The following is a 13,235-nucleotide window of genomic DNA, read 5'->3' on the forward strand; positions in this document are numbered from 1 at the left end:
GATCCGATTATATATTAAGGCATATAAAATTCAAGATCTCCAAACTACGCTTGCTTGATCATTCTCAACAATGATATGGTCGATAAGTAAGCGTATTGCATTTTTTGATTTCACACGGTCAATTCCCGTAATATCTCCAAGTAAATCCTTAGCTTTTTGTTTTATATCGATCTCATTCCCTTTACGGTTTTCCAGTTTTTTTAATTGCACATTTAGTTCAGTTCTTTCCAAATCAACTCTTTCGCGGGCTGCTTTCAAATCTTCAGCAGATATCAGGTCGTTTTCATACGCTTCAATTTGTTTTTGCATTTTCTTATTGATTTTGGAAAGTTGGTTTTTTAATTCTTTGATTTCATCATCGAATGAACGAGAAGGTGCGATGACCATTTTTATTTGATTTTCCGATGATGTCGCGACCATTTTAATGCGCTCAACAATTTGTTCTTCTAAGTCATCACGATGCACGGCATGATGTTTGCATCCGTAACCAGCAACATAAGACGAACAAATATAACGAAAGTAAGTATATTCTCCATATTTGTTTTTGTGCCTACTCGTATTACCCTTCATATTTTTACCGCAATATTTACATTTCACTAAGCCGGTCAAAAGATAGGTTTCATTTTCGGCGTGCTTATGTGCGACAGAACGAGTTTTGAATATTTCTTGCACTCGATCAAACCGTTCATGGTTAATGATTGCTGGGTGATTATCATTCTTTATAATCCAGTCTTTCTTATCGCGCATGGTCATCTTTCCATTTTTATTCTGGCGCTTATTATATATCATGATACCGGCAATTGTTTCGGTCCGCATTAAACGTTTGACGTTCGTTTGATCCCAGAGTTTACCTCGCTTTGTAGCTGCTCCAGCCTCGTTAAGACGCTTTGCGATCATGCGGTGGCCGTGACCTTCTTCAGCTAATTCAAACATAAGTTTGACATATTGAGCTTCAATATCATTGATTTCATACTTTCCTTCCACAATATCATAACCATAGCAAGGCAGCGTAATAGCTTTGTCAGTGTTTCGTGCTAATGACATCATATTATCTTTCACACGCTCGCTAATACGTTCCCGTTCAAACTCTGCAAACGCAGCGAGTAACTGTAGTACCATCCTTCCGACGGCAGTGGATGTATCAAAGCCTTCCGAAGCTGAAACATAACTGCAATTATGTTCCTCTAGAAGTTTAACAAATTGAAGCATATCTAAAAGATTTCGCGACATACGATCAAGTTTTGAAGTAAGCACAATTTCGAATTCATTATTTTTTACCCGTTCAATCATCTTTTGTGCATCTGGGCGACGCATATCTTTTGCGCTGAATCCGTCATCCTCGAAAAACATTGGTCTATTCCATCCCATTGCCTTGCAATAAGCCTCTAAACGTTCTTTTTGTTCCAATAGTGAGTTGCCTTTATCGGCTTGTTCATCGGTACTTACGCGGACATAAGCAGCAACGCGCATAGTTTTCTCTCCTTAGTATTTAATGACATTCATTTTCAATTTCCCTATAATCTTCGCTTCTGCTGGGGGACAAAAGATAGGCGGGTAAGCAGCATTTTCACTTTGGAGAACAAGCGTTTCCACGTTACGATATACCCTCTTCAAAACTGCCTCATCACCAATTAAAACTGCAGCGATTTCTCCATTCTCAACTTCCGGCTGTTTCCTTATTAAAAGAAGGTCGCCGTCATAAATTCGGGCACCCACCATACTGTCTCCTTTGGCATGGAGATAAAAGTGTTCGCCGCTCCCGATCCATTCTTTCGGAGTTGGTTCGTATCTTTCGATATCTTCATAAGCCAAAGTTCCATCGCCGCATGAAATCCTTCCTACAACAGGGAGGGAAACTAAATCACTTACTTTTTCGTCCGAGAATATGTCGTCGATATTAACCCCATATACACTCGCCAACTCTCTAACCATATCAAGGCTCGGCCGGCGGTTTTCATTCTCATAATGGGAATATGTTTGCTTGCTTACTCCTAATCGCTTGGCCACTTCTTCTTGTGTCCAACCTTCAATTTTTCGGAGTTCTCTCAGTTTTTTACCGTACATATTTTTAGCAGCCCCTTTCACATATATTATAAACAAAAAATCAAAAATGTAAACAGAAAGTTGACAAGAATATACAAAAATCATGGAAACTTGCGGTTGACATCGCCTATATGTTGATTTAATATTGAGTCAACGGGAGGGCGACAAACATAATTTTGAAAGGAGGATTCGTGGAATGTCGATAGTCGTAACTAGGCGCAAAGAATTAAAGTGGTCACAGGATAAAATTGCTAAAAAAATAAATATATCACGCCAGTATTATAACGAAATTGAAAACGGAAAACGAACGCCTTCCGTGAAGATTGCTAAGGAGTTAGCGGACTTACTCGGCATTAGTTGGACAATTTTTTTTGATAAATCAGTCAACAAATAGGCGACTACATGGAGGTGTGAAAATGACTGATGAGGAAAAACGGAGAAAAAAGGAGCAATTGATTCGGGAAATTTATGAAGAAATAAAGGAAGAATCGGCCAAGCAGACATAGTGTAGTCCATCGATTTGTTCAGCATATCTTACCAATGGGAGGGGATGATTATGCCAAAACGCAAAAGACGTCAGGGAATAAAAATCATCGCCGATTACATGATCGTTGATGGAGAAGTCAAACAAATTGATCCGTTTAACACACCAGGCTTGGCTGATCGTTGCAAATTGGCTTGGGCAGAAATGATCACTGGTGTTAAACATGAAATTGTTTCGAAAGGAGCAACCCCATGAAAACCACGGTTGAGAAAAAAGCCCGCGCCTATGCCAAGAAACACGGCTTCTACCTTCGCCGGATTCCGCATTCGCTGGCGCATCCGAACGGGTACATACAAATCACTTCTCCAACAGGCGTGCAGTTCCGGGCTGATGGAATGGCGGATGCCGTGACAGAAATGATTGTCTACCGATCAAAGCATAAATAGCGGACTCTGATCCGCACGTTTTTTTCCAAGTGAGATGGGACGAGCCCAAAGAAAGGAGGTGAACCACATGATTGCCATACACCCAGTACATCGCAGGCTCGACGAGTTGCAAATAAAAGTGGATAGATTGGGCGGGTATCATAAACTTTCATTGGACGAGCAGCGGGAACTCGCTCAATGTCTCAAGGTAAACGCGGATATCGTCCGCAAATTGGACGAACTCAAGCAACTCTCATTTATCGCTCATGTTGCCGGGGATGTTGATTGGGGTTTGGAGTTGGCAAGTAGAATAGAAGAAATTGAAGTGAAAATGATTTGAAGGGAGAGGACAAGCCCATGAATGAACCGACATCCTTGCACGAAAAGTTGGCTCTGGAAGTGTACAAGCTGCGCGAGGAAAACAACGATCTGAAGACCCGTGTGGAAGCTTTGGAGAAGGAAAATACCTGCCTCAGCCTGATGAATTACGAGTGGGTCGGGAAGGTAGTATTATGACCAACCACGGATAAACGTCTGCCGCACCAAGACAATTGAGGAAAGCGAGGTGAAAGAATGATCTACTCCATTTGGTGGCAAGGAATTGGATTTATACTTTTTCTTCTAGTTCTTGTGCTTTTGGTAGAGAGACTTGAAAAGAAGTCCAAGCCTGATCAGAAACCGGGACCATACCAATCCGCTTTACATGCGTATCAGCAAGCGCAGAGGAACTTTGACCAGGCGGAGCCACAGTACATAGATATGGCGATTGCGGATTGGAATATTCATGAAAGTCGGTTAGTTAATGAAATGCGAAAAATCAAGATTCAAAAAGAAGAATGACGGCGGCAACCGTCATCCTAAATTCATGACTATAGCGAATAGCTCACCGTCATCATACCACGGAATGGCGGTGAGTATCAAGGGAGGAATGGATTTGCAAGTGACCATTCAATTTGACCCGTTTCGAAATGTCGAAACCTCTATTATCCATAATCACGGCATTCATATCATTTTGGCTGAAGATGACGAGGTAAAAGTTCAATCCCTGGGGCATCCAGAAAACCGCTTGATGTTGTCAATGAGCAAAGAGGATCAAATCCGACTGGCTCATGCGATATTAAAGCAGCATTGTAATTATCCAGATGAGCGGCGGATATCGAATCACGAAATAGAAACTGAAATTGAAACGCATCATCGCACAATGACTGAGAAATTGCGGGAAATCGGTATGAAAGAAAGAGATTTTATTTGAAGGAGGAAAACGCATGAATGCATTATTAGCGGAAGAATTTGACGAGATCAACGAAGCCACGGAATCAAAGTTTCAGATCACGGATCTATCTTCGTTAAATTGGGCTTTGCGGAAAATGGCAGCACTCCAAACCAAAAAGAACGAAGTAAACCAACTTGCGGATGAAGAAGTGGAACGGATTGAGGCGTACCGCAAAAGGGAATTGGATACACTCCAGCGGTCGGAAGAGTTTTTCAAGCACTTGATCGGAGAATATGCAATGAAACGCCGAGAAGAAGAACCGGGATACAAAGGGGATAAGACTCCTTATGGCAGGGTCGGATTCCGAAAGTCTCAACCGAAGTGGCATTATGAAGATGACAAACTGATTCAGTTCTTGGAGGCCAATGATCGGGCTGATCTGATCCGGATTAAAAAAGAGCCTATCAAAACAGAAATCAAGAAGATTTTCCAAGTTACCAATGATGGGGATGTGTACGATGAGAACGGCCAGCATGTGGAAGGTATCACAGTCGAGTTTATGCCGGATACATTGGATGTGAAAGTGGAGTGAGCGAAAAGACGCTTGTTAAGAAATTAGTTGAGGTCATGAAGCATGTCAAATACATTCAGAAAACCGGTAAAAATACTTTTCATAACTACAACTATGCAACGGAAGCGGATGTAAATGAAAAAGTCCGTGAAGTGCTGGCAGAAAATAACGTAATCCTAATTCCAAATGTGAAAAGCCATGCGCACCGGGAACACATCAACGCCAAAGGCAAAACCGAGTACATCGTGACCGTAGAGGTAGAATTCACTTTCATAGATGGAGACAGTGGAGAGAGAATCACGTTCACCACTTTTGGTGAAGGTCAGGATGCTGGAGATAAAGGAACATACAAAGCCATAACAGGAGCACAGAAATATGCGCTTATGAAAGCATTTATGATTCCCACTGGTGACGATCCTGAGGGCGATCTGGGTGTTGATGAACGGAATAATGGGAATGAGAACCGCCAAGACAAGCCTCCGGCATCACTCAAGGCGAAATACCAGCTCGGCAAAGGCAGTTTAGATGGATACGAAGATTGGGTCGAGGATATGAAATCCAAAGGGCACAACTATCAAAAAATGGAGCAGATCTTGCAGACTGCGCTCAGTAAAAAGGAGGCATAAACGTGCTGAACCGATCTATTCTAATCGGGCGACTCACCCGCGATCCGGAGCTCAGATACACACCTAGTGGAGTTGCAACCTGCACCTTCACGCTAGCCGTGGATCGACCATTCAAAACGCAGTTAGGGGAGCGCGAGACAGATTTCATTAACATTGTGACTTGGCGGCAGTTGGCGGAAACCTGCTCTAATTATTTACGCAAGGGACGTTTAACGGCAGTCGAAGGACGTATCCAGACCCGGAACTATGACAAAGACGGTCGGAAAATCTATGTGACCGAAATCATGGCGGACAACGTTCGATTCCTGGAGCACACCAACGCCCGTGAAGCAGAGGAAAACGGCGGCGGCCCGATCAAAGGTGAAGAAAATGAACTGGATTTCTTGAATGATGATCTGCCTTTTTGAAGAACCCAGAAAACGTGAATTTCGGCAAATCTATCATGAAATCTTTGGGGAGGAAATGGCATGAACGTAGATCGTCATATCACCGAGATCATGCGATTACGGAGGGCAGCAGACGAGCTGCCTGATGATATACCGCATGCACTCATGGAAAAGATCGAACTCTTAGCAAAGTGCATGGTGTTTGTAGGCCGTCTCTCCAGTTTTCTCGATGGCGAATATAAGCGGATATACGCCGAACGAAAGAGAGTCTATGCGGAGTCTTATGTCAAATCCAAAAGCGCGAGAGAAGCGACGGCGGAACTCTCTATCGTGGACCACCGGAAGAAGGAAGCGCAAGCTTATGAAGATATGCATCGCTGGAGAAATGCTTTTGAAGCTATGCAGGAAGAGATCCACGCTTTAAAACTGAAAATGCGCATTGATTTTGCAGATGGAACGGGTGATTACAATGTACGAACTGAAACCAGTCCCAAAACCAAAGCACGGGCGTAACAAGCCTACAGCCAAAAAGCGAGGAACGATCAGCCAGAAGGTAAGGAAAGAAGTTGAAACACGCAGCGGAGATCGTTGTGAACGATGTGGCAAACACAAATCGCAAGTGTGGACGCTGGAAATGGCCCACATTCAGCGTAGGTGGAAGAGTGAGACACTTATTACTGCAAATGACATCGTGCGATTGTGTGGTCCGTCTAGCGATTCGTCAACGTGCCATCATTTTGCGGACTACACGAAAATTGGGCGAGAATGGCTCCGGGAGTTTGGAGAAAGGCTGAAAGCCAATGATCAATGAAATCCCACTCAAAACCCTAATCCCTGAGGATTGGTGGCAGATCAGAAAGACCGATCCGGAAAAGTTCAAGTCCCGGGTGAGAGAATACATCGCCCGGGGCTATCCCAGATGGAAGGTAATAAAAGCGTCTTATCCGTTTGTTTATTTAATGGACGAAAGGAGTAAGTCAGATTGAGCGACAAAACGAAGATTGAGTGGGCGGATGCTACGTGGAATCCCATAACAGGCTGCACGAAGGTCTCAGAAGGATGTCGAAACTGCTATGCCATGATATTGGCAGAGAGGTTCCGGGGAACGCCCGGGCATTATTACGAGAACGGATTTGACATCACGCTGCGGCCGGACAAGCTCGATCAACCGCTGAAATGGAAACGGCCGCGGCGGATCTTCGTGAACAGCATGAGCGATTTGTTTCATGAGCAAGTGCCGTTCGATTTCATCGATCAAGTATTCGCGATTATGGCACTTGCATCACATCATACATTCATGGTGTTAACCAAGAGACCGGAGCGGATGTTGGAGTATTGCTCCAACCCTCAAACGCCGTTTCGGGTGGCAAGACAGGTGGATGTCATTTCTGCAATTAAATGTCTAGGAGATGAAGAAATCCGACCGATATCTGGTTATCCCGGCTATTTCGCTTCCTCTCATGGATATATCTATTCAGAAAAACGAGGACGCCGAAAGAGAATGAAGCCAGACATTGGCGAGCAAGGACATCAACGGGTCCAATTGCACAGAGAAGGTGCAGGGAGATATGGCGATCGCCTGCTTGTTCACCGAATCATCTTAGAGATGTTCGTTGGTACTCCGCCTACTCCTGATGCACAAGGACGACATAGAGACGGAAACCCAGGAAATAATGCAGTTTCTAATCTGTTGTGGGGCGATCAAGGTGAGAACTGGTCAGACAGCAAACGCCATGGAAGTTATCGGCGTTATTCAAAATTGACACATCAACAAGTGACCGAAATAAGACTACGCCATGACACAGGGGAGTCAAACGAGGCGCTGGCCCGCGAGTTCGACGTATCCGCTACGCAAATTCGAAACATCACATCTGGTGCTCAGTGGTCGGTCGAGACTCCGATTGAATGGCCATTGCGCAATTGTTGGAAGGGCATCAGCGTAGAGAACCAAAAGGCAGCTGACGAACGGATACCACTTCTGTTGCAAACGCCGGCGGCGGTTAGGTTTCTGTCCTGCGAGCCTTTGTTGGGGCCGGTGGACCTTGAACGGCATCTAAACGGAGGGAAAACCTTAGACGAATGGAAGGCCAGAGCTCTTTCAGGAGTTGATCCGTATGGCTTCCGTCCACCGTATCCGCGAATTCATTGGGACATCGTCGGCGGCGAGAGCGGCCCCAGGGCGCGGCCAATGCATCCAGAATGGGTGCGATCGATCCGTGATCAATGTCAGGCTGCAGGAGTGCCATTCTTCTTTAAACAGTGGGGTGAGTGGTCGCCGTGGTATGGCGACGAAGACGATGATTGTCCTTGCGGTAAGGAGCACGAAGGGAATGAACATTGCTCAAAAATGCACTTCTGGGGATATACAGGAAGCGGCGGACCAGCAGGATATGAGCCAAGAGGGATTGTTTGTTCATACAGGGTTGGCAAAAAATCCGCCGGCCGCCTACTCGGCGGCCGAGAGTGGAATGATTTTCCGGGGAGTTGATGAGAATTGGCTTGGATTGAATTGCACCAATCTCTCTGGACGCACAAAAAAACAATCATGATCGCCGCCATTCTGGACATCGATGAACTGTATGCGGCAGCTCATATGTCAAAACTTTGGACGTGGGCATTAGATAATGCGCCAGATGGGAATTTAACCGGCCTTCCTGATCGAGTGATTGCTTTCGGTGCAGGTTGGAAAGATGATGCCTCTGTTTTTGTTCAGGCGGCAATAGAAGCAGGGTGGATTGATCGAGAAGGAGATTCAACTACCTTGCATGATTGGTATGACTACGCCGGAAGGTTGCTTGAGAAAAAAGAAGCGAACAAAGAGCGCATGAGAAGCAAACGTGCAAAGAATGTGCAACGCACGTGCAATGAACAAACAACGCACGTGCACGGGCTACCTAACCATACCTTACCTAACCAAACCATACAAAAAGATATAGATTCTTCTTCTACGCCCACGGCCGAGATCGAAAACTATTTTGTCCAAAAGCGAAGGAAAGGATTTTCTGTAAAGCCAGAGGACTTGCAGAAGATCATCGAGATCGTCGAGTATGGCATTCCCGCGGATCATGTGAAGGCCAGTATCGATCGAATATTCAAGGAGTTTGTTCCCAAGCATCCGAAAGACAGAATCACGACATTCTCCTATTGCGAAGCTGGAATCTATCAAGACTGGCATCTTCATCAAGAACGGAAAGGAGTGAATCCGAATGCACCACCTGAAGGAAGGACTGGAGGAAATTCTGAGCAGAGCGAAAGCCAGAGCGGAAGAAGCCAAAGCTACTACGACCAATACCCCGGACTCATCCAACAACTCTGAATGTGGTTGTGTAGACGGATTTATCCTTGACGGCTGGACGGCCCGGGAGTGCGAATGCCAGCAGAGAAAACGGCTTTTCGCCAGAATGAAAAACGCCATGATCCCGGGGGAGTATGAGCAAGCGGAGTTTTCCACATTCCGGACCGAAGCAGGCGTGCAAGTAGGCATGCTGCAGCGGATCACGGAATACATGGAGAAGTTCGACCAAATCCATAATCAGCAGATTAATAGTTTTGGGTTCATCGCGGTATTCGGCGAGCAGAAATTGCGTGAGATCAAGAATTCAGCGCAGCGTGCACAAATGAAGGCCAAGCACAACAATTTCGGGATCGGAAAAACCCACTTGCAGATCGCCGCGGCAAAGGAATTGATCAAGCGAGGCTATACGGTTCTTTGTATCTCGGATGTGGCGTTCATGGAGGAAATGTCAAAGGCGCGCGGATATAACGATTCCGGCGAGGCCGTGACCAAACTGAAAGCGGCTGCCATTCATGCTCCGGTACTGGTTTGGGACGACATCGGAAAGGCCAAGCCAAGCGAATTCAGGCTGGATATGTATTACGAGATCATTAATGAGCGATATAAGGCAAAACGGCCGATTATCTTCTCATCGAATGAGGATTCGGAAACACTGACGGAGCGGATCGGGGATGCTGCGGCAAGCCGGCTGATGGGCATGGCAAGAGGTCGATTGTTCCAGGTCGAGGGAAAAGATCATCGATTGGCGGGTGGGAAGATATGAGCGATCACAGAAACCGCGAACTCATCGAATCCTGGGAGAGCTTCCGCTATCACATCAAGGACAGGCTTATCTCACTGGACAACATGACCCGGGCGATGGTGAGTGAAATGGAGACATTGGGAGTCCCGCAGAAACTGGTGAGGGAAAAGCTGCCTGACCTATTCGCGGAGTTGTGGGCTGAGGTGGCAGCGGAACAAAGCGAGAAATACGACCAAAGGAGGCGGACGGGGTGATAGATGAAAAAGAGCAAAATTCGCGAAAAGGATTATTCTGCATAATGCCGGAAAGCGAGGGATTAGGATGAAACGCTATGTAGGGGTAGACCCATCAACCCAAACAGGCCTTGTGATTTTAAATGAATCTGGAGATTTGATAGATTGCATGGAGATTACAGCAAAAGGCAAAGACCCGGAGCGCATGGCGGAAATCATATTTAAAACTCTCGAGCAAATTGAATATAGCGATAGAGTGACTATCGAAGGATTCGGCTTTGCATCACGATATGGATTTTTACTCGGTGGTCTTGGTTGGGGCATGCGTTTAGGTCTCTATGAGCGCGGCGTGAGATACACCGAAGTAGCTCCAGCAGCACTCAAGAGATTCACAGGAGCCAAAGGCAACGCCAAAAAGGATGAGATGGCTGTGGAGATTTTCAAACGTTGGGGATTCGAACACAAATCAGACAACGTGCGTGACGCTTTTGTATTGGCTCAGATTGGGCGTTTCATCGGCGAGGGAATAGACGGAACCAAGTTTCAGCAGAAGATCATACAAACAATTCTCGGCGGTATAGAGAAACGGAAAACAAAAGCATTGAGGTGAAATGAATGAGTTGGGAGCAGAAATATCAAAATTTCATAAAAAATAAACGTGCCGTCATGCCGCCATCCGGATTCAGCGTTGATCGGGACAATCTGCACAGCAGTCTATTCGACTTCCAGCGGGATCTCGTCCGCTGGGCACTGCGGAGAGGCAGAGCAGCGATCTTCGCCGGCACAGGACTCGGCAAGACACGAATGCAGATTGAGTGGGCGATGAACGTTCACCGACTGTCAGGGGGAGACGTTCTCCTCCTGGCACCGCTGGCTGTCGCTTCGCAGACGGTCCGCGAGGGTGCAGAGCTTGGTTATACGATCACCTTTTGCCGATCCCAGGATGACGTGAAGCCCGGTCTCAATATCACCAATTACGAGATGCTGCATCACTTTGAGCCGATCCTGTTTGATGGCGTGGTGCTGGACGAGAGCTCCATCCTCAAGTCGTTCACCGGCAAGATCCGGACTGATCTGATAGAGTCATTTGCTTTTACTCCGTATCGTTTGGCTTGCACAGCCACGCCGGCGCCGAATGATTTCATGGAGATCGGCAACCATGCCGAGTTCCTGGGCGTCATGAGCCGGACTGAAATGCTCTCCATGTACTTTGTCCACGACGGCGGGGATACGCAGAAATGGCGGCTCAAAGGCCATGCAGAGGATTCATTTTGGAAATGGGTAGCAAGTTGGGGCGTCGTTCTCGAGAAGCCGTCTGATCTGGGGTACGCCGACGACGGATATATCCTACCACCACTTACGATTACGGATCATGTGATCGAGGTTGAAGGGGAGCTTGGCAAGACGCTGTCCGAGCGGCAGCGGGCACGCCAGGAGACGGTGGAGGAGCGCGTGGCCGCTTGTGCCGCCATCGTCAACGCTACGGATCGGCCGTTCCTGGTATGGTGCGATCTGAATATTGAATCGGAATTATTAACAAATTCCATTCCAGGAGCAGTTGAGGTTAAAGGATCGGACAAGCCCACACACAAGGAGAAAGCGATGCTGGACTTCGCGACTGGCAAGATCCGCGTACTCGTCACCAAGCCATCAATTGCTGGATTCGGAATGAACTGGCAGCATTGTGCGGATATGGCGTTCGTCGGTCTCTCAGATAGCTTTGAGCAAGTCTTTCAAGCGGTTCGACGTTGTTACCGATTCGGCCAGACGCAGTCGGTTAATGTGACGATGATCACGTCCAGCAGAGAAGGTGCAACGGCTGAAAATATCAAGCGAAAAGAAGCTGATTTCCGGAAGATGGTCTCCGAAATGGTCAAATATACAAAAGAGATCACGTCGGAGGCGATCCGCTCAACGGAACGCGATGCGACAGAATATGAACCAACAATTCCAATGATTATTCCAAACTGGTTAAGGAGTGAGACTTTTGCAACAACAGGTTAACGCCATAGATCAAGTGATAAAATCCGATTTTGCACTTTACAACGGCGACTGCGTGGAAATTTCACGTGGTCTGCCGGATAACAGTATCCATTATTCCATCTTCTCGCCGCCATTTGCTTCGCTGTATACGTACAGCAACAGCGATCGAGACATGGGGAATTGTCAGAGCGATGATGAGTTTTTCGAGCATTTCCGCTTCTTGATCCGGGAGTTGTTCCGGATTACCATACCGGGGCGACTGGTCAGTTTCCATTGTATGAATCTACCGACAAGCAAGGCGCATCACGGATATATCGGCATCCGCGACTTCCGTGGCGAACTGATCCGCGCATTCGAGGCGGAAGGGTGGATCTATCATAGTGAAGTCGTGATCTGGAAGGACCCCGTAGTCGCCCAGCAGAGGACCAAGGCGCTCGGTCTTCTCCATAAGCAGATCGTCAAGGACAGCGCCATGAGTCGCCAGGGCATTCCGGATTACCTTGTAACCATGCGAAAGCCCGGGGTTAACCCGGAGCCGATCGTAGGCGAGTTTGAGGAGTTCGTCGGTGAAGGGCTGGACGTAAGCCGGGAAGCCTACGAGAAGCATGCGGCCGAAGTCCGAGCAGATGGCCGGGAGCCATGGCCGTTTGAGATGTGGCGCTCTGTGTTCGTTTGGCAGAAGTACGCCTCGCCGGTCTGGATGGATATCAACCCATCAAATACCCTTCAATACCGCTCAGCACGGGATGAGAAGGACGAAAAACACATCGCACCGCTGCAGCTCGATGTCATCGCTCGCGGTGTGGAGCTCTGGAGCAATCCGGGGGATATCGTATTCTCACCATTCGCCGGCATCGGGTCGGAAGGATACCAAGCGATCAAGATGGGTAGGCGATTCGTTGGAGTGGAGTTAAAGGAAAGTTATTTCAGGACCGCAGTTAGAAACTTAGCTTCAGCAAAAGACCGCCAAGATGAGAACCAAATGGACATATTTGATTTTATATCGGTACATCAACGGTAGCTTACGAGATTGGGAAAAGAATGGCCATCGAAAAAAAAGACGAGGAGAAATTTTTAAATGAAAGGTTTCAAAGTTTTCAATCCGGATTAGACTTGCCAAAATTTTCAGTATGAAGTAGGGAAAGAATTCGTGGACGAGGGATTGAAGTCACCCGCTGCTGCACAGACGGCACTAAAAACGCAGCGTCAACGAAAAATTCAAAATCCATTATTT

At 46.8% G+C, this 13,235-nt stretch carries 20 protein-coding genes; 18 read left to right on the forward strand and 2 right to left on the reverse strand.

Annotated features, from left to right (window positions below):
• Positions 1-30 precede the first annotated feature (30 nt).
• Both VF724_RS15535 and VF724_RS15540 read right to left on the reverse strand, forming a co-directional pair.
• Complete coding sequence (locus tag VF724_RS15535; RefSeq protein WP_371755169.1) at positions 31-1,470, reverse strand: recombinase family protein; 1,440 nt, start codon at positions 1,468-1,470, stop codon at positions 31-33.
• Between the two features lie 12 nt (positions 1,471-1,482).
• Complete coding sequence (locus tag VF724_RS15540; RefSeq protein ID WP_371755170.1) at positions 1,483-2,064, reverse strand: LexA family protein; 582 nt, start codon at positions 2,062-2,064, stop codon at positions 1,483-1,485.
• Between the two features lie 175 nt (positions 2,065-2,239).
• Here VF724_RS15540 and VF724_RS15545 point away from each other — a divergent pair, with 175 nt between their 5' ends.
• The 18 genes from VF724_RS15545 to VF724_RS15630 all read left to right on the forward strand — a co-directional run bounded on the left by VF724_RS15545 (position 2,240) and on the right by VF724_RS15630 (position 13,022).
• Positions 2,240-2,437 carry a helix-turn-helix transcriptional regulator gene (locus VF724_RS15545; protein ID WP_371755171.1) on the forward strand — a complete coding sequence of 66 codons (198 nt, stop codon included), beginning with the start codon at positions 2,240-2,242 and terminating at the stop codon, positions 2,435-2,437.
• 162 nt (positions 2,438-2,599) lie between these two features.
• On the forward strand, positions 2,600-2,782 hold the full coding sequence (locus tag VF724_RS15550) for a hypothetical protein (protein ID WP_371755172.1): 183 nt from the start codon (positions 2,600-2,602) through the stop codon (positions 2,780-2,782).
• On the forward strand, positions 2,779-2,973 hold the full coding sequence (locus VF724_RS15555; protein WP_371755173.1) for a hypothetical protein: 195 nt from the start codon (positions 2,779-2,781) through the stop codon (positions 2,971-2,973). Before VF724_RS15550 ends, VF724_RS15555 begins: the two co-directional genes overlap by 4 nt.
• Positions 2,974-3,040: 67 nt before the next feature.
• Positions 3,041-3,292, forward strand: a complete 252-nt coding sequence (locus VF724_RS15560) for a DUF7667 family protein (RefSeq protein WP_371755174.1) — start codon at positions 3,041-3,043, stop codon at positions 3,290-3,292.
• A gap of 17 nt (positions 3,293-3,309) precedes the next feature.
• Positions 3,310-3,468: a hypothetical protein gene (locus VF724_RS15565; RefSeq protein WP_371755175.1), complete on the forward strand. Its 159-nt coding sequence runs from the start codon at positions 3,310-3,312 to the stop codon at positions 3,466-3,468.
• 57 nt (positions 3,469-3,525) lie between these two features.
• Positions 3,526-3,792, forward strand: coding sequence for a hypothetical protein (locus VF724_RS15570; RefSeq protein ID WP_371755176.1), 267 nt, complete (start codon positions 3,526-3,528; stop codon positions 3,790-3,792).
• An 88-nt stretch (positions 3,793-3,880) separates the two neighbouring features.
• Positions 3,881-4,204, forward strand: a complete 324-nt coding sequence (locus VF724_RS15575; RefSeq protein ID WP_371755177.1) for a hypothetical protein — start codon at positions 3,881-3,883, stop codon at positions 4,202-4,204.
• Between the two features lie 13 nt (positions 4,205-4,217).
• Positions 4,218-4,757, forward strand: a complete 540-nt coding sequence (locus VF724_RS15580) for a host-nuclease inhibitor Gam family protein (RefSeq protein WP_371755178.1) — start codon at positions 4,218-4,220, stop codon at positions 4,755-4,757.
• A complete protein-coding gene (locus VF724_RS15585; RefSeq protein WP_371755179.1) occupies positions 4,754-5,362 on the forward strand; it encodes an ERF family protein in 609 nt (202 codons plus the stop codon). The genes VF724_RS15580 and VF724_RS15585 overlap by 4 nt, the downstream gene beginning before the upstream one ends.
• A gap of 2 nt (positions 5,363-5,364) precedes the next feature.
• The gene (ssb, locus tag VF724_RS15590; RefSeq protein WP_371755180.1) at positions 5,365-5,769 is read left to right on the forward strand and encodes a single-stranded DNA-binding protein; all 405 of its coding nucleotides are present in this window, start codon (positions 5,365-5,367) and stop codon (positions 5,767-5,769) included.
• Between the two features lie 60 nt (positions 5,770-5,829).
• A complete protein-coding gene (locus VF724_RS15595) occupies positions 5,830-6,261 on the forward strand; it encodes a hypothetical protein (RefSeq protein ID WP_371755181.1) in 432 nt (143 codons plus the stop codon).
• A gap of 469 nt (positions 6,262-6,730) precedes the next feature.
• The gene (locus tag VF724_RS15600; protein ID WP_371755182.1) at positions 6,731-8,236 is read left to right on the forward strand and encodes a DUF5131 family protein; all 1,506 of its coding nucleotides are present in this window, start codon (positions 6,731-6,733) and stop codon (positions 8,234-8,236) included.
• Positions 8,237-8,242: 6 nt separating this feature from the next.
• Positions 8,243-9,064 carry a hypothetical protein gene (locus VF724_RS15605; protein WP_371755183.1) on the forward strand — a complete coding sequence of 274 codons (822 nt, stop codon included), beginning with the start codon at positions 8,243-8,245 and terminating at the stop codon, positions 9,062-9,064.
• On the forward strand, positions 8,955-9,806 hold the full coding sequence (locus VF724_RS15610) for an ATP-binding protein (RefSeq protein ID WP_371755184.1): 852 nt from the start codon (positions 8,955-8,957) through the stop codon (positions 9,804-9,806). Before VF724_RS15605 ends, VF724_RS15610 begins: the two co-directional genes overlap by 110 nt.
• Positions 9,803-10,039 (forward strand): hypothetical protein, encoded by a 237-nt coding sequence (locus VF724_RS15615; RefSeq protein ID WP_371755185.1) that lies wholly within the window; start codon positions 9,803-9,805, stop codon positions 10,037-10,039. The genes VF724_RS15610 and VF724_RS15615 overlap by 4 nt, the downstream gene beginning before the upstream one ends.
• A 67-nt stretch (positions 10,040-10,106) precedes the next feature.
• Positions 10,107-10,628, forward strand: coding sequence for a hypothetical protein (locus VF724_RS15620; protein WP_371755186.1), 522 nt, complete (start codon positions 10,107-10,109; stop codon positions 10,626-10,628).
• 5 nt (positions 10,629-10,633) lie between these two features.
• Positions 10,634-12,022, forward strand: a complete 1,389-nt coding sequence (locus VF724_RS15625) for a helicase-related protein (protein ID WP_371755187.1) — start codon at positions 10,634-10,636, stop codon at positions 12,020-12,022.
• A complete protein-coding gene (locus tag VF724_RS15630) occupies positions 12,006-13,022 on the forward strand; it encodes a DNA-methyltransferase (RefSeq protein WP_371755188.1) in 1,017 nt (338 codons plus the stop codon). The genes VF724_RS15625 and VF724_RS15630 overlap by 17 nt, the downstream gene beginning before the upstream one ends.
• The last annotated feature ends 213 nt before the right edge of the window (positions 13,023-13,235 follow it).

The organism is Ferviditalea candida, from assembly GCF_035282765.1.
Classification (GTDB): domain Bacteria; phylum Bacillota; class Bacilli; order Paenibacillales; family KCTC-25726; genus Ferviditalea; species Ferviditalea candida.

Coding starts and splice junctions, on each gene's coding strand:
- VF724_RS15535 (WP_371755169.1), bottom strand. CDS start 1,470: ATGCGCGTTGCTGCTTATGTCCGCGTAAGTACCGATGAACAAGCCGAT.
- VF724_RS15540 (WP_371755170.1), bottom strand. CDS start 2,064: ATGTACGGTAAAAAACTGAGAGAACTCCGAAAAATTGAAGGTTGGACA.
- VF724_RS15545 (WP_371755171.1), top strand. CDS start 2,240: ATGTCGATAGTCGTAACTAGGCGCAAAGAATTAAAGTGGTCACAGGAT.
- VF724_RS15550 (WP_371755172.1), top strand. CDS start 2,600: ATGCCAAAACGCAAAAGACGTCAGGGAATAAAAATCATCGCCGATTAC.
- VF724_RS15555 (WP_371755173.1), top strand. CDS start 2,779: ATGAAAACCACGGTTGAGAAAAAAGCCCGCGCCTATGCCAAGAAACAC.
- VF724_RS15560 (WP_371755174.1), top strand. CDS start 3,041: ATGATTGCCATACACCCAGTACATCGCAGGCTCGACGAGTTGCAAATA.
- VF724_RS15565 (WP_371755175.1), top strand. CDS start 3,310: ATGAATGAACCGACATCCTTGCACGAAAAGTTGGCTCTGGAAGTGTAC.
- VF724_RS15570 (WP_371755176.1), top strand. CDS start 3,526: ATGATCTACTCCATTTGGTGGCAAGGAATTGGATTTATACTTTTTCTT.
- VF724_RS15575 (WP_371755177.1), top strand. CDS start 3,881: ATGGATTTGCAAGTGACCATTCAATTTGACCCGTTTCGAAATGTCGAA.
- VF724_RS15580 (WP_371755178.1), top strand. CDS start 4,218: ATGAATGCATTATTAGCGGAAGAATTTGACGAGATCAACGAAGCCACG.
- VF724_RS15595 (WP_371755181.1), top strand. CDS start 5,830: ATGAACGTAGATCGTCATATCACCGAGATCATGCGATTACGGAGGGCA.
- VF724_RS15610 (WP_371755184.1), top strand. CDS start 8,955: ATGCACCACCTGAAGGAAGGACTGGAGGAAATTCTGAGCAGAGCGAAA.
- VF724_RS15615 (WP_371755185.1), top strand. CDS start 9,803: ATGAGCGATCACAGAAACCGCGAACTCATCGAATCCTGGGAGAGCTTC.
- VF724_RS15620 (WP_371755186.1), top strand. CDS start 10,107: ATGAAACGCTATGTAGGGGTAGACCCATCAACCCAAACAGGCCTTGTG.
- VF724_RS15625 (WP_371755187.1), top strand. CDS start 10,634: ATGAGTTGGGAGCAGAAATATCAAAATTTCATAAAAAATAAACGTGCC.